The organism is Limnohabitans sp. (assembly GCF_040401495.1).
Taxonomy (GTDB): domain Bacteria; phylum Pseudomonadota; class Gammaproteobacteria; order Burkholderiales; family Burkholderiaceae_C; genus Limnohabitans.
Window position 1 is genome coordinate 44,704 of the sequence record NZ_JBBAOI010000011.1, and the last position, 21,070, is coordinate 65,773.

At 56.4% G+C, this 21,070-nt stretch carries 19 protein-coding genes; 11 read left to right on the top strand and 8 right to left on the bottom strand.

Annotated features, from left to right (window positions below; all coding sequences use genetic code 11):
• Nucleotides 1-3: 3 nt before the first annotated feature.
• Complete coding sequence (locus AC9UEO_RS08615; RefSeq protein WP_509532179.1) at nucleotides 4-507, top strand: hemerythrin domain-containing protein; 504 nt, start codon at nucleotides 4-6, stop codon at nucleotides 505-507.
• 4 nt (nucleotides 508-511) lie between these two features.
• Here AC9UEO_RS08615 and AC9UEO_RS08620 read toward each other — a convergent pair whose 3' ends face one another.
• The 5 genes from AC9UEO_RS08620 to ettA all read right to left on the bottom strand — a co-directional run bounded on the left by AC9UEO_RS08620 (nucleotide 512) and on the right by ettA (nucleotide 6,727).
• Nucleotides 512-1,540, bottom strand: coding sequence for a methionine synthase (locus tag AC9UEO_RS08620; RefSeq protein ID WP_509532181.1), 1,029 nt, complete (start codon nucleotides 1,538-1,540; stop codon nucleotides 512-514).
• 3 nt (nucleotides 1,541-1,543) lie between these two features.
• Nucleotides 1,544-2,557: an LLM class flavin-dependent oxidoreductase gene (locus tag AC9UEO_RS08625; RefSeq protein ID WP_509532183.1), complete on the bottom strand. Its 1,014-nt coding sequence runs from the start codon at nucleotides 2,555-2,557 to the stop codon at nucleotides 1,544-1,546.
• On the bottom strand, nucleotides 2,554-4,248 hold the full coding sequence (locus AC9UEO_RS08630; protein ID WP_509532185.1) for a long-chain fatty acid--CoA ligase: 1,695 nt from the start codon (nucleotides 4,246-4,248) through the stop codon (nucleotides 2,554-2,556). The genes AC9UEO_RS08625 and AC9UEO_RS08630 overlap by 4 nt, the downstream gene beginning before the upstream one ends.
• A gap of 66 nt (nucleotides 4,249-4,314) precedes the next feature.
• The gene (locus tag AC9UEO_RS08635; RefSeq protein ID WP_509532187.1) at nucleotides 4,315-4,953 is read right to left on the bottom strand and encodes a response regulator; all 639 of its coding nucleotides are present in this window, start codon (nucleotides 4,951-4,953) and stop codon (nucleotides 4,315-4,317) included.
• A gap of 109 nt (nucleotides 4,954-5,062) precedes the next feature.
• Nucleotides 5,063-6,727 carry an energy-dependent translational throttle protein EttA gene (gene ettA, locus AC9UEO_RS08640; RefSeq protein ID WP_509532189.1) on the bottom strand — a complete coding sequence of 555 codons (1,665 nt, stop codon included), beginning with the start codon at nucleotides 6,725-6,727 and terminating at the stop codon, nucleotides 5,063-5,065.
• A gap of 306 nt (nucleotides 6,728-7,033) precedes the next feature.
• Here ettA and AC9UEO_RS08645 point away from each other — a divergent pair, with 306 nt between their 5' ends.
• Nucleotides 7,034-8,833, top strand: a complete 1,800-nt coding sequence (locus AC9UEO_RS08645) for a DEAD/DEAH box helicase (protein ID WP_509532191.1) — start codon at nucleotides 7,034-7,036, stop codon at nucleotides 8,831-8,833.
• A gap of 15 nt (nucleotides 8,834-8,848) precedes the next feature.
• On the opposite strand, the gene AC9UEO_RS08650 is transcribed toward AC9UEO_RS08645, so the two are convergent.
• Nucleotides 8,849-9,787 (bottom strand): 2-hydroxyacid dehydrogenase, encoded by a 939-nt coding sequence (locus AC9UEO_RS08650; RefSeq protein ID WP_509532193.1) that lies wholly within the window; start codon nucleotides 9,785-9,787, stop codon nucleotides 8,849-8,851.
• Nucleotides 9,788-9,892: 105 nt separating this feature from the next.
• Between AC9UEO_RS08650 and AC9UEO_RS08655 the strand changes: the two genes are divergently transcribed.
• Complete coding sequence (locus AC9UEO_RS08655; protein ID WP_509532195.1) at nucleotides 9,893-11,632, top strand: IlvD/Edd family dehydratase; 1,740 nt, start codon at nucleotides 9,893-9,895, stop codon at nucleotides 11,630-11,632.
• A 146-nt stretch (nucleotides 11,633-11,778) separates the two neighbouring features.
• On the opposite strand, the gene denD is transcribed toward AC9UEO_RS08655, so the two are convergent.
• Entirely contained in the window at nucleotides 11,779-12,780 is a 1,002-nt protein-coding gene (denD, locus tag AC9UEO_RS08660) for a D-erythronate dehydrogenase (RefSeq protein ID WP_509532196.1), read from the bottom strand.
• A 162-nt stretch (nucleotides 12,781-12,942) separates the two neighbouring features.
• Between denD and AC9UEO_RS08665 the strand changes: the two genes are divergently transcribed.
• From AC9UEO_RS08665 to pdxH, 5 genes are read left to right on the top strand one after another with little or no spacing between them, the layout of a single operon-like run.
• Nucleotides 12,943-14,010: an ABC transporter ATP-binding protein gene (locus tag AC9UEO_RS08665; RefSeq protein ID WP_509532197.1), complete on the top strand. Its 1,068-nt coding sequence runs from the start codon at nucleotides 12,943-12,945 to the stop codon at nucleotides 14,008-14,010.
• Nucleotides 14,011-14,041: 31 nt separating this feature from the next.
• Nucleotides 14,042-15,361, top strand: coding sequence for an ABC transporter substrate-binding protein (locus AC9UEO_RS08670; RefSeq protein ID WP_509532199.1), 1,320 nt, complete (start codon nucleotides 14,042-14,044; stop codon nucleotides 15,359-15,361).
• Entirely contained in the window at nucleotides 15,361-16,263 is a 903-nt protein-coding gene (locus tag AC9UEO_RS08675) for a carbohydrate ABC transporter permease (protein ID WP_509532201.1), read from the top strand. Before AC9UEO_RS08670 ends, AC9UEO_RS08675 begins: the two co-directional genes overlap by 1 nt.
• A complete protein-coding gene (locus AC9UEO_RS08680) occupies nucleotides 16,260-17,135 on the top strand; it encodes a carbohydrate ABC transporter permease (protein ID WP_509532203.1) in 876 nt (291 codons plus the stop codon). Before AC9UEO_RS08675 ends, AC9UEO_RS08680 begins: the two co-directional genes overlap by 4 nt.
• Before the next feature lie 30 nt (nucleotides 17,136-17,165).
• Entirely contained in the window at nucleotides 17,166-17,807 is a 642-nt protein-coding gene (gene pdxH, locus AC9UEO_RS08685) for a pyridoxamine 5'-phosphate oxidase (protein ID WP_509532205.1), read from the top strand.
• 6 nt (nucleotides 17,808-17,813) lie between these two features.
• On the opposite strand, the gene msrA is transcribed toward pdxH, so the two are convergent.
• On the bottom strand, nucleotides 17,814-18,353 hold the full coding sequence (gene msrA / locus AC9UEO_RS08690; protein WP_509532229.1) for a peptide-methionine (S)-S-oxide reductase MsrA: 540 nt from the start codon (nucleotides 18,351-18,353) through the stop codon (nucleotides 17,814-17,816).
• Between the two features lie 65 nt (nucleotides 18,354-18,418).
• Here msrA and AC9UEO_RS08695 point away from each other — a divergent pair, with 65 nt between their 5' ends.
• Genes AC9UEO_RS08695 through AC9UEO_RS08705 form a run of 3 tightly spaced genes read left to right on the top strand, consistent with a single transcriptional unit; the run spans nucleotide 18,419 to nucleotide 21,069 of the window.
• Nucleotides 18,419-19,180 carry a YdcF family protein gene (locus tag AC9UEO_RS08695; RefSeq protein WP_509532207.1) on the top strand — a complete coding sequence of 254 codons (762 nt, stop codon included), beginning with the start codon at nucleotides 18,419-18,421 and terminating at the stop codon, nucleotides 19,178-19,180.
• 16 nt (nucleotides 19,181-19,196) lie between these two features.
• Nucleotides 19,197-19,850: a TetR/AcrR family transcriptional regulator gene (locus tag AC9UEO_RS08700; protein WP_509532209.1), complete on the top strand. Its 654-nt coding sequence runs from the start codon at nucleotides 19,197-19,199 to the stop codon at nucleotides 19,848-19,850.
• Between the two features lie 28 nt (nucleotides 19,851-19,878).
• Nucleotides 19,879-21,069, top strand: coding sequence for an efflux RND transporter periplasmic adaptor subunit (locus tag AC9UEO_RS08705; protein ID WP_509532211.1), 1,191 nt, complete (start codon nucleotides 19,879-19,881; stop codon nucleotides 21,067-21,069).
• Nucleotide 21,070 lies beyond the last annotated feature (1 nt).

Genomic DNA, 21,070 nt, shown 5'->3' on the forward strand with positions numbered 1-21,070 from the left:
ACCATGACCGATACCACCACCCAAGAGCGCCAACCCACCCTCACCTGGTCCGATGACTTGGTGCTGAACATGGACAAAATGGACGAAACGCACCGCGAGTTTGTCGACATGCTCGCCGCAACGGAGCTGGCTGAAGATGCCAACTTACTGCAAAGTTTCACCGACCTGATCGCCCACACTGAAAGCCATTTCGGCGGTGAAGACCAGTGGATGAAAGACAGCGCCTTTGGCCCAGGCGGCTGCCACAGCGATGAACACGACATGATTTTGAAGGTCATGCGTGAAGCGCTGCGCCGTGGTCAGGTCGACAACAACCTCTCCATGGTGCGCCAACTGACCCGCGAACTTGCCATCTGGTTTGACAACCACGCCAAGAGCATGGACGCGGTGCTGGCCATGTATTTAAAAGAAGTGCAGTATGACCCGCTGACCGGCATTGTGCACAAACCTCAGCAGCTACCCGAAGGCGTGACTGCTGGCGAATGCGGTGTGCCTGAGGTGCAGTAAGCGCTTAAAGCCTCTGCCTCGCCAGCTCCGCGCCTTTGGCCAAGGCCTGCAGCTTTTTCCACGCCACGTCACGGCCCATGGGTGCCAAGCCGCAGTTGGTGCAGGGAAATAAATGCTCTTTGCTGACAAACTGCAAAGCTTTGCCGATGGTGTCGGCCACTTCTTCGGGGGTTTCGATCACATCGGACGCCACATCGATCACGCCCACCATCACGTCTTTGCCTTTGAGCAAAGAGATTAAATCCATGGGCACATGCGAGTGAAAGCACTCTAGGCTGACTTGCTTGATGCTGCTCTTGGCCAGCGCGGGAAACACCTTTTCATATTGCCGCCACTCATGGCCCAAGGTGTTTTTCCAGTCCACATTGGCTTGAATGCCATAGCCATAGCAAATATGCACGGCGGTGGTACAGGTCAGACCCTGCACCGCACGCTCTAGCGCTTTGACACCCCAGTCAGCTGCGTCTTCCATGTAAACATTGAAAGCGGGTTCGTCAAACTGGATGATGTCGATGCCATCGGCTTGCAGCGCCAGCGCCTCTTGGTTGAGCAACTCGGCAAACGCCATGGCCATTTGGATGCGACCTTCCTTGCCCTCACCGTAAAACCTGTCAGCCACGGTGTCCACAATCGTCATGGGGCCAGGCAAGGTGAATTTGGTTTTCTTTTTCGTGTGGGCCCGCAGCAGTTGCGCTTCCATGGCGTGGACACGCCCCTTCAAGCGCAGTTGGGCCACGACTTGCGGCACCATGGCGTCGTAGCGGTTGTTGCGTATGCCCATCTTGACCTTGTTCTCAAAGTCAATGCCTTGGACCTGCTCTAAAAAACCATGCACAAAGTGCTGCCTTGCTTGCTCGCCGTCGCCGATGATGTCCAAGCCCGCATCTTCTTGCGCCTTAATCCACAGCAGCGTGGCGTCAGCTTTGGCTTGCTGCAAAGAGGCACCGGCTTGCTTCCATTGTGGCCACAGCTTTTCGGGCTCAGCCAGCCATTCGGGTTTGGGCAAGCTGCCGGCAATGGTGGTTTCAAACATCGGTTACTCCAAAAAATGGGGGGCAAGCCCCATGGCTTTCGCCAACAACTCAAAAGACCGCAACTGAACCTCAGGGTCGTGGGTCCATGAACACACCACCAACTCGTCAAGTTCCAGTTGCTTGGCAAGATCGCGAAGTTTATCTGCCGCCTGAGTGGGGTTGCCTACCAGCGCGGTTTCGCGCATGACCATCATCTCGGCTAACTCTTGGGCGCTGACATCTTTCACCGCGTCCTCTGGCGAGAGCAAGGGGCCTACGCGCCCACGGTTGCGATCCATGCGCCAGCGAGCGCGGCTTTGGAATTGGTACCAAGCCTCTTCTTCGGTGTCGGCCGCCAGCGCAGACACACAAATGGTGACCTGCGGCTTGTCCAAATACGGGCTGGGTCGAAACTGGCTGCGGTACATCTCCAAGGCCTGTTCCACGCCCACACCATCGCTGAAAAAATATGCAAACGCATAAGGCAGGCCCAAATGCGCGGCGAGTTGTGCCCCGTAGTTAGAGCTGCCCAGAATCCACAAGCTAGGCGATGTAGGGCTGACCGGCATGGCCCACACCCCATGCGCAGGGTGACCTACGGGCATGGTCTGCCCCGTCACCCAAGCTTGGAGTTCCATGACTTGCTGAGGGAAGCGTTCGGCGGCGTAGCGGTCGGGGTTGAGCAGTTGCGAGGTGCGCCCATCGCTGCCGGGGGCTCGACCCAGCCCCAAATCGATACGCCCTGGTGCCAAGGCGTCGAGCACCCGAAATTGCTCGGCCACTTTGAAGGCCGAGTAATGCGGCAGCATGATGCCCGCACTGCCCAAGCGAATACGTTGGGTGCGCATGGCGATGGCGGCCAACAACACCTCGGGTGCAGTGCCCGCAATGCTGGGCAAGCTATGGTGCTCACTCACCCAAAAGCGGTCATAGCCCCAAGCCTCGCAATGCGTGGCCAAAGCCACAGTGTTGCGAATAGCCTCTTCTTGGGGACGGCCTGCAGACACCACCGACTGGTCGAGCACAGAGAGTTTCAAGATGCGCTCATCTCAGCTTCTTGCAAGGATCGCCACATCACTTTGCCGCTGCCGCTCTTGGGCAAAGCGTCGACAAACGCCACCAAACGTGGCGCTTTGTACACCGCCATGTTGTCGCGGCACCAAGCCAAGATGTCTTCCTCGCTGACCTGTGTGCGGTGGCTCTCTCGCAGCACCACCACCGCTTTGACCGTCTCGCCTCGGTAGGCATCCCGCGAGGCAATGATGCAAGCCTCTTGGATGGCGGGGTGGCGAAACATCAGCGCCTCCACCTCGGCTGGCCAGACTTTGAAGCCCGAGGCATTGATCATGCGCTTCAAACGATCGGTAATGAAAAAATAGCCCTGCTCGTCCACATGGCCTAAGTCGCCCGAGCGAAAAAAACGCTCGCCATCGAGTTGCATGAACGCTTGCTCGGTGGCGTCGGGACGACGCCAATAGCCGTTGAAAATTTGCGGGCCGCGCATGATGATTTCACCTTGCTCGCCAGTGGCGACTTCTTGCAAAGTCTCGGGGTTGATGACCCGCGCATCGACACCGATGATGGGGATGCCTAAACACTGCTGTTTGGGTGAATCGGGCGGGTTGCCGTGCGAGGGTGCGGCAGTTTCGGTCAAGCCGTAGCCTTCGATATAGCGCAAGCCGTACAACTCCCACAGGCGTTGCGCCACCGCTTGGGGCATGGCTGCACCGCCGCCACCAATGGCCACCAAACTGGACAGGTCGTATTGGTCAAACTTTGGGCTGCCCAATAAATCGATGACCATGGTGGGTATGTTGGTCCAGTGGGTAACGCGGTAACGCGAAATAAGGGCCCCCGCATAGTCGCGGTCCCAGCGCGGCATGAGCACCACGGTGGCACCCAAATACATGCCGCAGTGCATAACCGTGACCAAACCCGTGATGTGAAACATGGGCACCACGCACAGGCCAATATTTTCATGCGAGCCGTTGTTCCAAATCGCACCACAGACAGCGTTGTGCATGACGCTGCTGTGCGGGTGCATACAGCCCTTGGGCAAGCCTGTGGTGCCGCTGGTGTAGGGCAATATGGCCAAGTCAGAAGGCGTGACGGTTAATGGCGGCAGCGACAAAGTGTTGCCTAGCATCTGCGTCCAATCGAGCGACTGTCCGCCTTTGAAAACGGGCAGTTCTGTGCGTTGCGTCAGCCATGCTTGCCAAGCCGCAGGCCAAGCTTCTTGGGCCTGAAGCGCGGGGTCAAACGCATCGCTGTAATGCGTCACTAGCAAATGCTGCAAACCCTCGCCTTTGGGCAAAGCGTCGCTGGCCGCTGCCATATCGCCAGCCACATCGGCCGTGGTGATGGCAATGCGGGCTTGGGCATCGGTAATGTAGTGCTCCAACTCTTTGGCGCGGTTCATGGGGTTGACAGGCACCACCACCGCATTGGCTCGCAAAATGCCGAAATGCGCCGCCACCAATTGGGGGCAGTTTTGCATGTCCAGCAAGACACGGTCGCCTTTTTGAATGCCTTTGTCGTGCAACCAAGCGGCGATGCGCTCGGCTTGGTGGGTCAGTTGTTGGTAGCTGAGGGCGCTGCCCAAAAAATGCAGCGCAGTTTTACGGGGAAAGCGCTGGGCGCTGAACGCCAAGTTATCCCAGAGGGTGGTGGCAGGTGGCGTGATGTGGTGGGGAACGCGAGCAGGCCAATGCTTGTAATGAGGTTTCATGACCCTAAAGCCTAACCCCGCCACCCAAGAGGCGCAAGAGGAATGCCCCTTGGTTGAGAAGCGTTCTTAGGCAGTTTGGGGGGTTGGGATGCGACGTCTGCCGCCTTGACGCAGGCTGAACATGGCTTGGAAATAGCCTCTCAACCAACCCATGTCGATGGGTTTACGAAGCACATGGGAGCCTGCGGGCAGTTCGCCGTAGGTGGCAATTTCTTCGTCAGACAAACCCGTGATGACGATGACCGACATTTGGGCAAACAAGGGATGGGTGTGCAACTGGCGCAACATTTCAACGCCGTCAATGCCAGGCATTCGCAAATCGGTCAACAGCACCTGCGGTTTGAGCACTGAAATATCGAGCAAGGCTTCAATGGCCGACGCGGTAATGGTGGTGTCGAGTGACAAGTCCCATTGGTCAAAATGCATTTGAAACATGGTGCGGGTGAGTTCGTCGTCCTCGACGACCATGACTTTCAGTCGCTTGACGTCTTGGTAATTGGCGTTGGGCGAGAGGCTAGCGCGGTTTTGGTAGTCACGAATCGACTGAATGGAAATACGGCGGTGACCGCCTTGGGTTTTCCAAGCCTCGAGTTCGTTTTTTTCCACCAAGGTTTGCACAGTGCCCACCGACAGGTTGAGCAATTTAGCGGCGTAACTGGTGCCACAGTACTCGTCGCTGGTGTCAGGTATGGCTTTATGACTCATGAATACTCCACGGTAATGAATGCGGTATGAATTACCACTTTTTTAGCATTTTACCGTGAGTTTTGTCGTATCTTTAACTATTTATTACTTTTATGTGGTTTTTTGGGAATTATTTGAGCGCTTTATAGCGCACACGCTTGGGTTTTGCGCCTTCCTCACCCAATCGCTTCTTCTTGTCCGACTCGTACTCTTGGTAGTTGCCATCAAAGAAGGTCCAGTGTGAATCGCCCTCGCAGGCCAAGATATGGGTCGCAATACGGTCCAAGAACCAGCGGTCATGGCTGATGACCATGATGCTGCCAGCGAACTCGAGTAGAGCGTCTTCCAAGGCCCGCAAAGTTTCCACGTCCAAGTCATTGGAGGGTTCGTCCAGCATCAAGACATTGCCGCCAGCAATCAAGGTTTTGGCCAAATGCAAACGACCGCGCTCACCACCGGACAGGGTTCCGACACGCTTTTGCTGGTCGCCGCCGTTGAAGTTGAACCGACCGCAATAAGCACGGCTGGCCATCTCGAACTTGCCCACGGTCAGGATGTCCAAGCCACCCGACACATCTTCCCAGACGGTTTTTTCGTTGGCGAGGTCGTCGCGGTTTTGATCAACAAAAGCCATCTTCACGGTTTGACCGAGTTTGATTTCGCCACTGTCGGGCTTGTCTTTGCCCGCAATCATGCGAAACAGCGTGGATTTACCCGCACCGTTGGGGCCGATGATGCCCACAATCGCACCTGCTGGCACTTTGAAGCTGAGGTTGTCAATCAGCATGCGGTCGCCAAAGGACTTGCTGACATTGGTGAACTCGATGACTTCATGGCCCAAACGCTCGGCTACGGGAATGAAAATTTCCTGTGTCTCGTTGCGCTTTTGGTATTCGAAGTCGGACAGTTCTTCAAAGCGGGCAATACGCGCCTTGCTTTTGGCTTGTCGGCCTTTGGGGTTTTGACGTACCCAATCCAGTTCCTTTTTCAAGGCCTTTGCACGGGCTTCTTCGCCCTTTTGCTCTTTCTCTAAGCGGTCTTGCTTTTGCTCCAACCAAGTGGTGTAGTTGCCTTTGTAGGGGATGCCGTGGCCACGGTCGAGTTCCAAAATCCATTCGGCAGCGTTGTCTAAAAAGTAGCGGTCATGGGTGATGGCCACCACGGTGCCAGAAAAGCGGGCAAGAAACTGCTCCAGCCAATCGACAGACTCGGCGTCCAGGTGGTTGGTGGGTTCGTCAAGCAACAACATATCGGGGCGCGAAAGTAACAATTGGCACAAGGCCACACGGCGTTTTTCACCACCCGACAAATGTTCGATGACTGCGTCCCATGGCGGCAAGCGTAGTGCGTCGGCGGCGATTTCAAGTTGGTGCTCGCTATTGTCGCTGCCAGCAGCGGCGATGATGGCTTCAAGTTGACCTTGCTCGGCTGCAAGCGCATCAAAGTCGGCGTTTTCTTCAGCGTAAGCAGCGTACACCTCTTCAAGGCGTTTTTGAGCTTGCAACACCTCTTCCATGCCACCCTCCACCGCTTCACGCACGGTTTGCTCGGGGCGCAACTTGGGCTCTTGGGGCAAATAACCAATTTTCAAACCCGCCATGGGAAACGCTTCACCCTCGATTTCCTTGTCGATGCCGGCCATGATTTTCAGCAGTGTGGATTTGCCCGAACCGTTCAAGCCCAGCACGCCAATCTTGGCGCCAGGAAAGAAGCTAAGGGAAATGTCTTTCAGAATATGGCGTTTGGGCGGCACGATTTTGCCGACGCGGTTCATGGTGAAAACGTATTGGGACATGGAATGGACTCTCTGGGCTCTGCGCCACACGATGTGGCAATGTTCAACTTCCCATTATCCAACCAAGCTGGGAAAGCTTGGCAGGAGGCATCTGAGCCTGAAAAGGAAATTCGTCAAATCCATGCGACAATGCTTTTCAGTTGACGCCACCAGTTGCTTCAACATCAGCGCTTCTGCTGGGGCTGGAACCCAAACCCTGCGTTTGTTATCTACCTGCCCAAATGTGTTTCCTCGGTCTCTAGCTGGCTGCCTTTTTTTGGCAGAACAGGCCGAAACCCAAAGCGTCGCCCAACCGCGCGCTCCTTTATGAACTTTGATGAACTGAATTTGGCTCCGGCCATTTTGAAAGCTGTGCGCGAGCAAGGCTACGACACCCCCACCCCCATCCAAGCGCAAGCCATTCCCGCGGTTCTCGCAGGACAAGATTTGTTGGCAGGCGCACAAACCGGCACGGGCAAAACCGCCGCCTTCACCCTGCCCATGCTGCATAAACTCAGCATGAGTCGCAGCGCCACCAACCGCTTTGGGGTGTTTGGCATCCGCGCTTTGGTGCTCACACCCACCCGAGAACTCGCCGCGCAGGTGGAAGAGTCGGTGCGCACCTATGGTAAGCACCTGCAACTGCAATCCGCTGTCATCTTTGGCGGCGTTGGGATGGCGGCTCAAATCAAGGTCTTGAAAAAAGGCGTTGATATTTTGGTGGCCACACCTGGGCGACTGCTCGATTTACAGCAACAAGGTTTTCTGGACCTCTCCACCGTGCAAATGTTGGTACTCGACGAAGCCGACCGAATGCTGGACATGGGTTTCATCCATGACGTGAAAAAAGTGCTGGCCTTGGTGCCCAAAGAAAAACAAAGCCTGCTGTTCTCAGCCACTTTCAGCCAAGAGATCCGCGATTTAGCGGCCCAGTTGCTGCACAAGCCGCAAAGCATTCAAGTCACGCCCGAAAACACCACGGTGCAACTCATCAAGCAGGTGATTCACCCCGTGGGGCGCCAGCAAAAGAAAGCGCTGCTCGCGCACATCATTGACACCAAGCAGTGGAGCCAAGTGCTGGTGTTTTGCCGCACCAAGTTTGGCGCCAACAATGTGGCCGATTTTTTAAACAAACAAGGCATTACCGCCATGGCGTTGCACGGCAACAAAAGCCAAACCGCCCGTACCCAAGCGCTCGCTGGTTTTAAAAGCGGCGACATCAGAGTGCTGGTGGCGACAGACATCGCAGCGCGCGGCATCGACATCGATGACTTGCCGCACGTGGTGAACTATGAAATCCCCAATATCAGCGAAGACTATGTGCACCGCATTGGCCGCACTGGCCGCGCGGGTGCCAGCGGAGAAGCGGTCAGTTTGGTGTCCTTGGACGAGGAAGGCTTTATGCAAGAAATTGAAAAATTCACACGCCAGAATATTGAGGTTGAAAAGGTCGAGGGCTTTGGTCCTGCACCCGACGAACGTGCCGAGCCCATCGCCATGGGCCGCCAAACCTTGTGGGGTGGCTTGGGCAAACCGCCAAGCCGTGACGTGATGGCTGCGGCCGCTCGTGCTGCTCGCCAAGAAATGATGGAACGCATCCGCGAGAAAAAACCTGCGGGTGGCGGTGGTGGCCGAGGACAGGGACAAGGTCAAGGCCAGCGTGCTGCTGCGTCCCCATCAACTCGCGCAGAACGCCCTCCCCGCAACCCTAACCCTGGCCAGCCCTCGCATGGCGCAGGCTCAGCGCACAACGGCGCACCCCGCTCGCAAGGCCCTCGTCGTGACCGCCCTGAGCGCGGCCCGCGTAACCCTGCCCCTGAAGGGATGCCGCGTGATGACTTCGAGCATCAACCTCCTGCTCATCACCAAGAAGACGATTTCCAACCCCGCGCCAATGCCCATTTGGGTACCCAAAGCGGAGTCAATGCCTTTGGCCATAAGTCTGGTGGCGGCGCAGGCCGTCAACCCGACCCCACCATGACCTCGGTCGATTTGCTCAGCCGCAACAACCGTGGTGGTGGCGGTGGCAAACGCCGCACGGGCGGCGGCGGCGGCGGCGGTGGCCGACCCGGTGGTGGTGGCGGTGGTTACGCTGGCAAGAAAAGCGGCGGCGGTTTCGGTCGTTAAACCACCTTCAGGGTTTTAAACCCTGTTTGCCCACTCAGGGACCAAGGCGGGAATAGCCTGCCCTTCAAAGTGCGCGTTTAAGTTCGCCAATGCCAAGGCGGCCATGGCTTGGCGGGTTTGTACCGTGGCGCTGGCCACGTGCGGTGTCAGCACCACGTTTTGCAAATTACGCAATTCGGCAGGCACACGCGGCTCGTCGGCATACACATCCAAGGCTGCACCGCCAATCACTTTCTTTTGCAAGGCCTCAATGAGCGCGGTTTGGTCTACCACTGAACCCCGCGCGACATTGATAAGGTAGCCCTTGTTGCCCAAGGCCTGCAACACCTCGGCGTTGATCAGGTTGCGGGTCGTGGGACCACCTGGGGTGATGGCCACCAAATAATCCACATTCGCGGCCAACTCTTTGGCTGAAGGGAAATAGGTAAAGGGCAAAGTGGGCACTGCGTGACGGGCGTAATAGGCGATAGACATGTCAAATGCCGCTGCACGCTTGGCAATGGCCTGACCAATGCGGCCGATACCCACCAAACCCAATCGCGCACCACTCATTTTGGTTTGCAAAGGAAAGGGGCCTTCCACCCAATCGCTGTTACGAACAAACTTATCAGCTTGCGGAATGCGTCGCGCAATCGCGAGCATCAAGCCCAGCGCCAAATCGGCCACGTCGTCGTTGAGCACCCCTGGCGTGTGGCTCACCTTGATGCCTCGCTCCATAGCGCCAATGACATCCACGCCGTCGTAGCCCACACCGCAAATAGAAATAAATTCCAAGGCCGGAAACAAAGACATCAGTTTTTTGTCGATGACTGCGTCGCCGCCGCCCACCATGGCGCGAATTCGGTTCAAAGCACTGGGGTCGGTAATGTGGTCGCGGTCATGCACGGTATAGGTTTGCTGCAAATCCGACATCAGGTAGGTGGGCAGGTTGGTGACCCGCAAAATATCCATCATGGTGCGCTCCTTGTGACCTATCCCCGTATAAACACTGCTCAGAGTGGGGCTTTGGCGGAGGTAGTATAGGCACAGTCTTTCATCTATTTCAGGCCTTACCTCAAAATGACCCAATCCCCACCCAAGAAAAAACCCTCAGAACTTCGCTCGCAACAGTGGTTTGGTCGCCAAGACCGCGACGGCTTTGCCTACCGCAGCTGGGTCAAAGGCAAGGGCGTTCCGCACGACCAGTTTGATGGCCGCCCTGTCATCGGCATTTGCAACACCTTTAGCGAACTCACGCCCTGCAACTCGCATTTCCGCACGCTGGCCGAGCAGGTCAAGATCGGGGTTTACGAGGCTGGCGGCTTCCCTCTCGAATTCCCCGTGATGTCCTTGGGCGAGACCTTGCTTCGCCCCACCGCCATGCTGTACCGCAATTTGGCCAGCATGGACGTGGAGGAAAGCATTCGCGGCAACCCCATTGATGGCGTGGTGCTGCTCATGGGTTGCGACAAAACCACCCCCTCCCTCATCATGGGCGCGGCCAGCGTCGACCTGCCCACCATTGGTGTGAGCGGCGGCCCCATGCTCAACGGCAAATGGCGTGGCCAAGAGCTGGGTTCAGGCACAGGCATGTGGAGCATGAGCGAACAAGTGCGAGCCGGCACCTTGAAACTGGCCGATTTCTTCGAAGCCGAGAGCTGTATGCACCGAAGCCATGGCCACTGCATGACCATGGGCACAGCGTCCACCATGGCCTGTATGGTCGAGGCCCTGGGCGTGGGGTTACCTGGCAACGCCGCCTACCCCGCCGTAGATGGCAGGCGCAATGTGTTGGCCCGCAATGCAGGTCGTCGCATCGTTGAGATGGTGCACACCGACCAAAAACTCTCCTCTATCCTGACCCGTGAAGCGTTTGAGAACGCCATCAAAACATTGGCGGCGATTGGCGGTTCCACCAATGCAGTGGTCCACCTGATTGCTATCGCAGGTCGCTTGGGCGTGCCTTTGAGCGTAGACGACTTCGACCACTTGGCCTCAGAGTTGCCCTGCTTGCTGAATTTGCAACCCTCGGGCGAGCACCTGATGGAAGATTTTTGCTATGCCGGCGGCTTGCAGGTGGTGATGAAAGAAATTGCCCACCTGCTGCACACCAGCATCGTCACCACCAGCGGCCACAGCGTGGCAGACAACATGGCGGATGCGGTGAACTACGACGAGCGCGTCATCAAACCGTTTGACAAACCTTTCAAGGACAAGGCGGGCATTGCCATCTTGCGCGGCAACTTGGCCGAGCGCGGCGCGGTCATCAAGCCCAGCGCGGCTTCACCCGAATTAATGGTGCATACCGGCCGTGCCGTGGTGTTTGAAAACATCGACGACTTCCACGCCCGCATCGACGACGAAAACTTGGACGTGGACGAAACCTGCGTGCTGGTGCTGAAAAACTGTGGCCCCAAGGGCTACCCTGGCATGGCCGAGGTGGGCAATATGCCCTTGCCGCCCAAGGTGCTCAGAAAAGGCATCACCGACATGGTGCGCATCAGCGACGCCCGCATGAGTGGCACCGCCTACGGCACGGTTGTGTTGCATGCTGTGCCCGAGGCCGCGGCCGGCGGCACGTTAGCGCTGGTGCACAACGGCGACATGATCGAGTTGAATGTGCCTGAACGCAGAATTCAATTGCTGGTCAGCGATGAGGAACTGGCCAAGCGACGCGCCGTCTGGAAAGCACCAGCACCGGCGCTGGATTCAGGTTACTGGAAGCTCTACATCGACCATGTGACGCAAGCCGATGAAGGTGCCGACTTGGACTTTTTACGCGGCAAGCGCGGCTCGTTTGTGCCTAAAGACAATCACTGAAAACTTTGTTTTCAGTGATTGGGGGAAGGCTCATATGGCGTAGCAATGTCGGGGCTTCACCTTCATTCATTCGCCGCAGGTGAATGAATGGGGGAAGGCTCATATGGCGCAGCCATGTGATGACTTCACCACAATCACTTGAAGCATTACAACCCTTTGAGCGCGGTGCTCTCCAAGCCCGCCGCCTTGCAGTCATCGATGTACTGGCGAATAACGTCTTGAAAATTGGCGTCGGGTTGCAAGCCCAAGCGCGGAGCGCGTAAGGCTTTGGCGCCTTTGGGCCAATTGGCCACGATGCCGGCAACGCGCTCATCGCGCTGAAACTTCACGCGGGCTCTTACCGCAGGACCGGCTACCGCTTCCAAAGCATCGAGCATTTGCTGCACTGTCACGTTGAGGGCCGGCAAATTCATGGCACTGCGGCCTTGGAAGTCCTCGGCGCTGGCCTCGAAAATCGCGATCAAGCTGCGCACCGTCACGCCGGGGGACGACACAGGGTGCGACACACTGGCGTCCACGGGGCAAATGGATTCCTCTCCAGCCAAGGGTTCGCGCAAAATGCCGCTAAAGAAAGAAGACGCCGCGCCGTTGGGCTTGCCAGGGCGCACACTGACCGTCATCAGGCGGGCACTGCGACCATCGATGAAACCTTTGCGGCTGTAATCAGCCACCATGTATTCACACATCAGCTTTTGTGCGCCATACGAGGTTTGCGGCGTGGTGAAGGTGTCGTCGGTGACCACATCAGGCAAGGGGTGTGCTGGGTCTGGGCCGTACACCGCTACCGAGCTGCTAAACAGCAAACGTGGTTTGTTTCCAGCCAAGCGCAAAGCGTCAAGCAAGGCTCGTGTACTGTCCAAGTTTGAGCGCATACCCAAATCAAAATCGGCTTCGCATTCGCCTGAAACGGCTGAAGCCAAATGAAACACGCCATCAAATTGGGCCTTGGCAAATCCAGCGCATTGGTCTAGCAAAGGGCCGGTCAGTACCTGTACACGCGGGTCGGCCGCCAAATCGGCGGGGGCTGGGAATTGATCAGCCAAAACGACTTGGGTGAGTTTTTGGCCAGCAAGTGTGCCGTTGGCCAACAGGGTACGAGCCAAGCGGGCCCCCAAAAATCCGGCGCCTCCGGTAATTAACAGCTTCATGGTGTGTCTCGGTTACAAATGAAAGAGCCAAAGCATAACCGCCAAAACTGTTCAGGATACGCGCTTTGTCAACGGGTTAGCCCTGATGGACGCTTACCCATCGAGGGGTAAGCTTTGCAGCAATATTGCGCCCAGTGCGCACCCCCTCTTGCGGAGTTTTCCATGGCCAGCGTCACTATCGGGCAAGTACACAAGTACTTTGGCCGCACCCATATCATCCAAGGTGTCAGCGTGGACATCGCCGATGGCGAATTTTGCGTGCTGGTAGGCCCCTCAGGCTGCGGCAAATCCACATTGCTTCGCATGATCGCAGGTCTCGAGGAAATCTCGGGTGGCGATATTTACATTGGTGACAAGCGTGTCAACGACATGCCACCCAAAGAGCGTGACATCGCCATGGTGTTCCAAAACTACGCTCTATACCCCCATATGACGGTGCGGGACAACATGGCTTTTTCTTTGTTGCTGGCCAAACAATCGGCGCAAGTCATTGCCGAGCGGGTCGATGTGGCAGCAGGTATTTTGGGCTTACATGCGCTCTTGGACCGTTATCCGCGCCAACTCTCGGGCGGGCAGCGACAGCGCGTCGCCATGGGTCGGGCCATTGTGCGAGACCCACAGGTTTTTTTGTTTGACGAACCGCTCTCCAACCTCGACGCCAAGCTGCGAGTCTCCATGCGTACTGAAATCAAAGAGCTGCACCAACGCCTGAAAACAACTTCCATTTACGTCACCCACGACCAAATCGAGGCCATGACCATGGCCGACAAAATCGTTGTCATGCGAGACGGCGTGGTCGAGCAAATCGGCAGCCCTTTGCAGCTTTACGACCACCCCGCCAACCAGTTTGTGGCGGGCTTCATTGGCTCGCCGTCCATGAATTTTTTGCCCGGCACAGTGCGCGGTAGCCAAGTGGCCTTGTCTGATGGCAAGCTGCTGCCCATGCCCTTGAAGGCGGGTGCCAGCGAAGGCCAAACGGTGATCTACGGCATACGACCTGAGCATTTGCACATTGCCAGCGGCAGCGATGGCTTGGCCACCGAGGTGGTGGTGGTCGAACCCACAGGCGCCGATACCCAAGTGTTCACCAAAATTGCGGGCGTGGAAGTGACGTCGGTGTTTCGCGAGCGCCATACCTTCACGCCTGGCAGCACCATCCGTTTGCAACCCGATGCTGCATGCGCCCATTTGTTTGATGCCGCCAGCGGCAAAACCTTGATGGCCGCTTGATGTTGTTTGCCCTTTTGCCCCAGGAGGCTTCATGAACGCAACCACCCGCCGCCAATTCATCCAATCCACCAGCGTGGCGACCGGCGCCGTGGCTGCTGCGCCCATGCTCCTGAGTACCCCCGCTCGTGCGCAATGGACCAACGTCCCCGAGAAAGACGCCAAGCTGCGGGTGCTGCGCTGGAGCCGCTTTGTGCAAGGCGACATCGACACTTACTTGGCCAATGTCAAAAAGTTCACCGAAAAAACCGGCATTGAGGTGCGGGTGGACAACGAGGGCTGGGAAGATGTGCGCCCCAAGGCGGCGGTGGCGGCAAACACGGGTGCTGGCCCAGACATCATTTTGTCGACCAATGACGACGCCAACCTCTACCCCGACAAACTGCTCGATGTCTCCGACGTGTGCGACTACTTGGGCAAAAAATACGGGGGGTGGTATCCCGCTTGCGAAACCTATCTCAAGCCTGATGGCAAAAAATGGATTGGCGTGCCACTGGGTGCCAGCGGCGCCATCATGGTCTACCGCCAAAGCCATCTCAAAGCGGCGGGCATCACCAGCTTTCCCAAAGACACCGATGGTTTTTTGAAAATGTTCCAAGCCCTCAAGGCCAAGGGAACACCTGGGGGCATGGCGCTGGGCAACGCCACCGGCGACAGCGGTTGGACGCACTGGTTGATCTGGGCTTTTGGCGGCTCTATCGTCGACAAAAACAACAAAGTGGTGATCAACAGCCCGCAAACCATCATGGCTTTGGAGTTCGCCAAAGAGCTATACGCTACCTTCATTCCTGGCACCTTGTCATGGCTAGACCCCAACAACAACAAAGCCTTTTTGGATGGCCAACTCAGCGTCACCAACAACGGTATTTCCATCTACTACGCAGCCAAAAACTCGGATAACCCCACGGTCAAAGCACTGGCTGCTGACATACAACACGCCCCCTTCCCTGTGGGGCCCGTGGGCATTCCCACCGAGTACCACCTGTTTTTCAACCAAATGATCTTCAAGTACACCAAGTACCCCAACGCAGCCAAAGAATTTTTGCGCTTCATGATGGAAGAAGAGCAGTACGGCGCTTGGTTACAAGGTGCGGGTGGCTATGTGTCCCATCCCTTGGCCGCCTATGGCAAAAACCCCATTTGGACGGTGGACCCCAAGCACACGCCCTACCGCGATTCGGTGAAAAACATGCGCCCTGCGGGCTATGCAGGTCAACTGGGCTATGCCTCGGCAGGTGCCATGGCCGACTTCATTGTTTGCAATATGGTGGCTGAAGCGGCCTCGGGCTCCAAGACCCCTGTGGAAGCAGCCCAACGCGCCCAAAAACGCGCTGAACGCTATTACAAAAGCTGATGTTTAGTCGCCTGCAAAACAGCCGCAACGGGCTGGGCCTGCTCTTTATGCTGCCCGCCACCTTGTTGCTGGTCGTCTTTCTTACCTACCCGCTGGGCTTGGGCATTTGGCTGGGCTTTACCGACACCAAGGTGGGCCGTGAAGGCATGTTCGTTGGCTTAGAGAACTACGAGTTTTTATGGGACGACGCGGTCACCCGCTTGGCCTTGTTCAACACCTTGTTCTACACTTTTGTGGCCAGCGTGTTGAAGTTCTTTTTGGGCTTGTGGTTGGCGATTTTGCTCAACGAGCGACTGCCCTTCAAAACCTTTTTTCGCTCGGTCATTTTGCTGCCCTACATTGTGCCCACCGCTTTGTCGGCCATTGCTTTTTGGTGGCTGTACGACGCGCAGTTTTCCATCATCAGTTGGGTGCTGGTCAAAGCGGGTTGGATTGACAACTACATCGACTTTTTAGGTGACCCTTGGAATGCACGTTTCTCGGTGCTGGCGGCCAATGTGTGGCGTGGTGTGCCCTTTGTAGCTATCACCTTGCTGGCCGGTTTGCAAACCATTTCGCCCTCGCTCTATGAGGCTGCGGCCATCGACGGCGCCACCGCTTGGCAGCGTTTTCGTCACATCACCCTGCCCTTGCTCACCCCCATGATCGCGGTGGTGATGACGTTCTCTGTGCTCTTCACCTTCACCGACTTTCAGCTGATTTACGTCATCACACGCGGTGGGCCACTCAACGCCACGCATTTGATGGCCACCCTGTCTTTTCAACGTGCCATCTCAGGCGGTGCTTTGGGGGAGGGTGCAGCGATTGCCATCTCCATGGTGCCGTTTTTGCTGGCCGCGATTTTGTTCAGTTACTTCGGGTTGCAGCGACGCGCCTGGCAACAAGGGGGCAGTGACGCATGAGCGATCCAACTGACGACGACGCCCAAGGCATGGGCTATTTGGACACGGCTCGCACCCGTTGGATGACGGTGTACGCGCCTTTGGGCATTTTTGTCTTTGTGCTGCTGTTCCCGTTTTACTGGATGGTCATCACCTCGGTGAAGCCTAACAACGAATTGTTGTCACGTGACGGCAACCCGTTTTGGGTCATCAAGCCCACCTTGGAACATTTCCACAAACTGCTGTTCAAAACCGCCTACCCCGAGTGGCTGTGGAACACGGTGTTCATTTCGGTCATCTCCACCGTGGTGTCGCTGGCGTGTGCGGTATTGGCAGCCTACGCCATTGAGCGGCTGCGCTTCAAAGGGTCACGGCAAGTGGGTTTGGGTATTTTTCTCGCCTATTTGGTGCCCCCCTCTATTTTGTTCATTCCCTTGGCCACCATTGTGTTCAAGTTGGGCTTGTTTGACACCCGTTGGGCGCTGATTCTCACCTACCCCACGTTTCTCATTCCGTTTTGCACTTGGTTGCTGATGGGCTACTTCCGCTCTATTCCCTTCGAACTGGAAGAGTGCGCTTTGATTGATGGCGCCACCCGCTTTGAAATTTTGTGGAAGATCATTCTTCCCCTGTCAGTGCCGGGGCTCATTTCTGCTGGTATTTTTGCCTTCACCTTATCGTGGAACGAGTTCATTTACGCCCTCACTTTTATCTCTTCTTCAGAGGTGAAAACCGTGCCAGTGGGTGTCATCACAGAACTGGTCGAAGGTGACGTTTACCACTGGGGTTCGCTCATGGCGGGGGCGTTGTTGGGTTCGTTCCCCGTGGCGGTGTTGTACTCCTTCTTTGTTGATCACTATGTTTCTGGCATGACAGGCGCGGTCAAGGAATAAGATAGACACCAATTTCTAGAGGTGTTGTTGATGACCAAAATTTCGCTGGCCGATATGCGCAAAAGCTACCAAAGCGCAGAGCTGTTGGAAGACAACGCGCAAAACCATCCGATGCGACAGTTCGAGCAATGGCTGCATGAAGCGCTGCAAGCTGAGGTGCCTGAGCCCAACGCCATGACCTTGGCCACCGTGGGCAGCGATATGCGTCCCAGCACCCGCGTGGTGCTGATCAAGGGCTATGACGAACAAGGCTTGGTGTGGTACACCAATTACGACAGCCGCAAAGGCAAAGAGCTGGCAGGCAACCCCTATGCCAGTCTGCAATTTCACTGGGTAGAGCTCGAGCGGGTGGTTCGCATCGAGGGGCGAGTGAGCAAAGTCAGCGCTCAAGAAAGTGACGCTTATTTTCACAGTCGCCCCTTGGATTCACGCATAGGCGCTTGGGCCAGTCCGCAAAGCCAAGTCATTGCCTCACGCACCCAACTGGTCACCCAAGCAGCCAGCTACATGGCGAAATTTGGCATGAAGCCACCGAGACCGCCACACTGGGGTGGGTATAGGCTCACCCCCGACCGATGGGAGTTTTGGCAAGGCGGCGTGGCTCGTTTGCACGACCGCTTGGTCTACCAACTGCAAGATGGCGAATGGGCCAAAGAACGGCTGGCCCCATAAGCTCTTCTAGGCTTTGACCCACTGTGCAAAGTGTTGCTGCAGTTTTTTCACCTTGGGGGCCACCACAAAGGTGCAATAGCCTTGGTGGGGGTTGTGCTGGAAATAGTCTTGGTGGTAGTCCTCTGCGGGCCAGTAATGTTGTAGAGGCATGACCTCGGTGACGATGGGGCTGTCAAATTCGCCCAAGCTGGTCACCTCAGAGATGAACTGCAAAGCCGCCATGTGGTCTGCATCATTGGAGACATAAATACCACTGCGGTACTGGGTGCCCACATCATTGCCTTGGCGGTTCAAGCTGGTGGGGTCGTGGATCTCGAAAAAAATGTCCAAGATGTCGCGCAAAGTGATGACGCTGTCGTCGTACTGCAAACGCACCACTTCATTGAAACCGGTGCGCCCGGTACAGACTTGTTCATAGGTTGGCCGCGCAGATCCCAAGCCATTGCTGTAGCCAGACTCGACATCCAACACTCCACGAACACGCACAAAAACCGCCTCTGTGCACCAGAAACAGCCGCCCCCTAAAGTGATGCTTGCATTTGCCATGACAGCGATCTTAGCCACTCCTGTCTCCTGTGGGAAACTCAGGTCTTTCTCCTAGCCCTGTGTTTATGCTGAGTTGGATTGGCCCTTTCAAACCCCTGATTTCTGCACTGCTTTTGCCCCCTGCCAGCCTTTTGCTGCTGATAGTGGCGGGTGTGGCATTGATTGGGGTGTCTAAGCGCTGGGGCCGCGCCTTGTGCGCGCTTGGTGCTGTGCTGCTTTGGGTGCTCAGTTGCAACGCCACTGCTTACGGTTTGAGTCAACTTTTGCTGCGCAGTTACCCGCCACTCTCAACCCAAGCGCTAAAGCAAGCTCAAGCTATCGTGGTGCTCGGCGGGGGCGTGAATTTGCATGCCCCTCAATATGGTCAGCCGATCATCAGCGCTGAGACCTACCAACGCTTGGTTTATGGCCGTTATTTGAAAACCGTTCACGACTTGCCACTGGTATACAGCGGAGGCAAGGGCTGGAGCGCACCCGCAGCTCAAACCGTGACCGAGGCGCAAGTGGCTGCCTATGTATTGCAGCGCGACTTTGGGCTGAGCTTCTTCTTGGCTGATGACGAGTCGCGTGACACCCGAGAAAACGCTTTGCGTTCTTATGCCGTTATGTCGGCCAAGGGGATTAAGCGCATTGCATTGGTTACCCATGACTGGCACATGCAGCGCAGTGTCATGCAGTTTGAGGCTGCAGGCTTTGAAGTTCTTACCGCTCCCATGGGCTACATACAGCCACCCATGCGCTGGGATACCGATTACCTGCCCTCGGCAGGAGGACTTCAACTCTCGAACTTGGTTTTACATGAATGGCTAGGTCGGTTACATTACTAACCAGTCAGTCATTAATATGCAAACCACCTCTTTTTCCAGCGATGCGCCCAGCGCTCACAAACGTGAACGTCGCAAACAAGCGCGCCCCGGCGAGTTGCTCGACGCCGCACTGAGCCTGTTTGTGAACAAAGGTTTTTCTGCCACCAAAGTTGAAGATGTGGCGGCCAGCGCTGGGGTATCCAAGGGAACCTTGTTTCTTTATTTTTCCAGCAAAGAAGATCTTTTTAAGGCCGTGATCCGCGCCAATTTAGCCGACCACTTCCCCGCTTGGAACCAAGAGTTTGAAGAATTTGAGGGTTCTACACCAGACATGCTGGAATACGCCATGGCGTCTTGGTGGCAGCGCATTGGCTCAACAGACGCCAGTGGCATCACCAAGTTGGTCATGAGTGAGGCACACAATTTTCCTGAGGTCGTTGCGTTTTACGACCAAGAGGTGATTAGCCCTGGTCACGAGTTGTTCAAACGTATCTTGCAACGAGGCATTGAACGCGGCGAGTTTGTCGTTTTCAACACCGATTTGGCGGTTCACAGCTTGGTCAGCGCCATCTTGTACGTGAACATGTGGAAACATTCCTTGGCCTGCAATGCCTCACACAACTCACTTAATCCTGAGGAATTCTTGCGCAACCATGTGCACCTGATGGTGCAGGGTTGGCGCCAATGTTGAGTAGACCCTTTTACCGGAGCAAGCGCAGATGAATTTCAAAATCAAAGGCTGGGGTGGCGTGGTGCTCTTGTCTGTGGCCATGGTGGGCGGCGGCGCTTGGTATATGCGCTCTGCTGCCCCCAAGGAAGACGCCAGCAAAACCGCAGCGCCTGCGTCCGTCGCGCCTGTTGCAGTTCAGGGATTTGATATTGCGGCCAGCGACACCTTGGTCGCCACAGAGCAACGCTTGGTTCAAAAACTGCCTATCTCTGGCAACCTCAAAGCCGTCAACACCGTGGTCATCAAGTCGCGGGTGGCAGGCGAAATCACCCAACTGAGCTTGCGCGAAGGCGACTATGTCAAAGCCGGTCAAGTGGTGGCACGCATTGACCCCACTGAGTACCAACGCAAACTGCGGCAAGCCGAGCAACAAGCGGATGCGGCCAAAGCGCAAGTCGATATTGCCAAGCGACAGTACGACAACAACAGATCGCTGGTTGACAAAGGCTTTATTTCAGTGACCGCACTGGAAACTTCTTTCTCCAACTTGTCGGGCGCTGAAGCCACTTACAAAGCTGCTTTGTCAGGTGCAGATGTGGCTCGCAAAGTATTGGATGACGCGGTGCTCACCTCGCCCATTTCTGGGCAGGTGTCAGCGCGTTTGGCGCAACCGGGTGAGCGTGTGTCTGTTGATGTGCGTCTGCTTGAAGTGGTCGACCTCAACAGCTTGGAACTTGAAGCTACCATGAGCCCCGCCGACTCCATCGATGTGCGTGTGGGTCAGCAAGCTACGCTGCAACTTGAAGGCCGCGAGCAAGCCGTTACCGCCAAAGTGCAACGCATCAACCCCAATGTGCAAGCTGGCAGTCGAAGTGTGTTGGTGTATTTGCGCTTAGACAGCGTGAGCGGTCTTCGCCAAGGCTTGTACGGCCAAGGCCAACTCGCTCTGGGTCAGCGTCAAGTCGTGGCCATTCCCCTTGACGCCGTGCGCACCGACAAACCCCAAGCTTTTGTGCAGACTATCGAGAACAACAAGGTGCTACACCACGTCGTGAAAACCGGTATTCGCGGCCAGTTGCAGGGTCAAACCGACAACACCGTGTGGGTAGAAGTCAGCGGCGTGCCCACTAACAGCGTGGTTTTGCGCGGCACAGCTGGTGCCTTGCGCGAGGGCTTGGCGGTTCGCTCAGGCAGCACACCTCCTGCCGCGTCCACCTCAACACCTAGCAGCAAGCCCTAAG

Excerpts from the sequence above, each read along its gene's own strand:
- AC9UEO_RS08645 (WP_509532191.1), top strand. The coding sequence starts at position 7,034 with ATGAACTTTGATGAACTGAATTTGGCTCCGGCCATTTTGAAAGCTGTG.
- pdxH (WP_509532205.1), top strand. The coding sequence starts at position 17,166 with ATGACCAAAATTTCGCTGGCCGATATGCGCAAAAGCTACCAAAGCGCA.
- msrA (WP_509532229.1), bottom strand. The coding sequence starts at position 18,353 with ATGGCAAATGCAAGCATCACTTTAGGGGGCGGCTGTTTCTGGTGCACA.
- AC9UEO_RS08650 (WP_509532193.1), bottom strand. The coding sequence starts at position 9,787 with ATGATGGATATTTTGCGGGTCACCAACCTGCCCACCTACCTGATGTCG.
- AC9UEO_RS08675 (WP_509532201.1), top strand. The coding sequence starts at position 15,361 with ATGTTTAGTCGCCTGCAAAACAGCCGCAACGGGCTGGGCCTGCTCTTT.
- denD (WP_509532196.1), bottom strand. The coding sequence starts at position 12,780 with ATGAAGCTGTTAATTACCGGAGGCGCCGGATTTTTGGGGGCCCGCTTG.
- AC9UEO_RS08635 (WP_509532187.1), bottom strand. The coding sequence starts at position 4,953 with ATGAGTCATAAAGCCATACCTGACACCAGCGACGAGTACTGTGGCACC.
- ettA (WP_509532189.1), bottom strand. The coding sequence starts at position 6,727 with ATGTCCCAATACGTTTTCACCATGAACCGCGTCGGCAAAATCGTGCCG.
- AC9UEO_RS08680 (WP_509532203.1), top strand. The coding sequence starts at position 16,260 with ATGAGCGATCCAACTGACGACGACGCCCAAGGCATGGGCTATTTGGAC.
- AC9UEO_RS08705 (WP_509532211.1), top strand. The coding sequence starts at position 19,879 with ATGAATTTCAAAATCAAAGGCTGGGGTGGCGTGGTGCTCTTGTCTGTG.
- AC9UEO_RS08665 (WP_509532197.1), top strand. The coding sequence starts at position 12,943 with ATGGCCAGCGTCACTATCGGGCAAGTACACAAGTACTTTGGCCGCACC.
- AC9UEO_RS08630 (WP_509532185.1), bottom strand. The coding sequence starts at position 4,248 with ATGAAACCTCATTACAAGCATTGGCCTGCTCGCGTTCCCCACCACATC.
- AC9UEO_RS08655 (WP_509532195.1), top strand. The coding sequence starts at position 9,893 with ATGACCCAATCCCCACCCAAGAAAAAACCCTCAGAACTTCGCTCGCAA.
- AC9UEO_RS08670 (WP_509532199.1), top strand. The coding sequence starts at position 14,042 with ATGAACGCAACCACCCGCCGCCAATTCATCCAATCCACCAGCGTGGCG.
- AC9UEO_RS08620 (WP_509532181.1), bottom strand. The coding sequence starts at position 1,540 with ATGTTTGAAACCACCATTGCCGGCAGCTTGCCCAAACCCGAATGGCTG.
- AC9UEO_RS08700 (WP_509532209.1), top strand. The coding sequence starts at position 19,197 with ATGCAAACCACCTCTTTTTCCAGCGATGCGCCCAGCGCTCACAAACGT.
- AC9UEO_RS08615 (WP_509532179.1), top strand. The coding sequence starts at position 4 with ATGACCGATACCACCACCCAAGAGCGCCAACCCACCCTCACCTGGTCC.
- AC9UEO_RS08695 (WP_509532207.1), top strand. The coding sequence starts at position 18,419 with ATGCTGAGTTGGATTGGCCCTTTCAAACCCCTGATTTCTGCACTGCTT.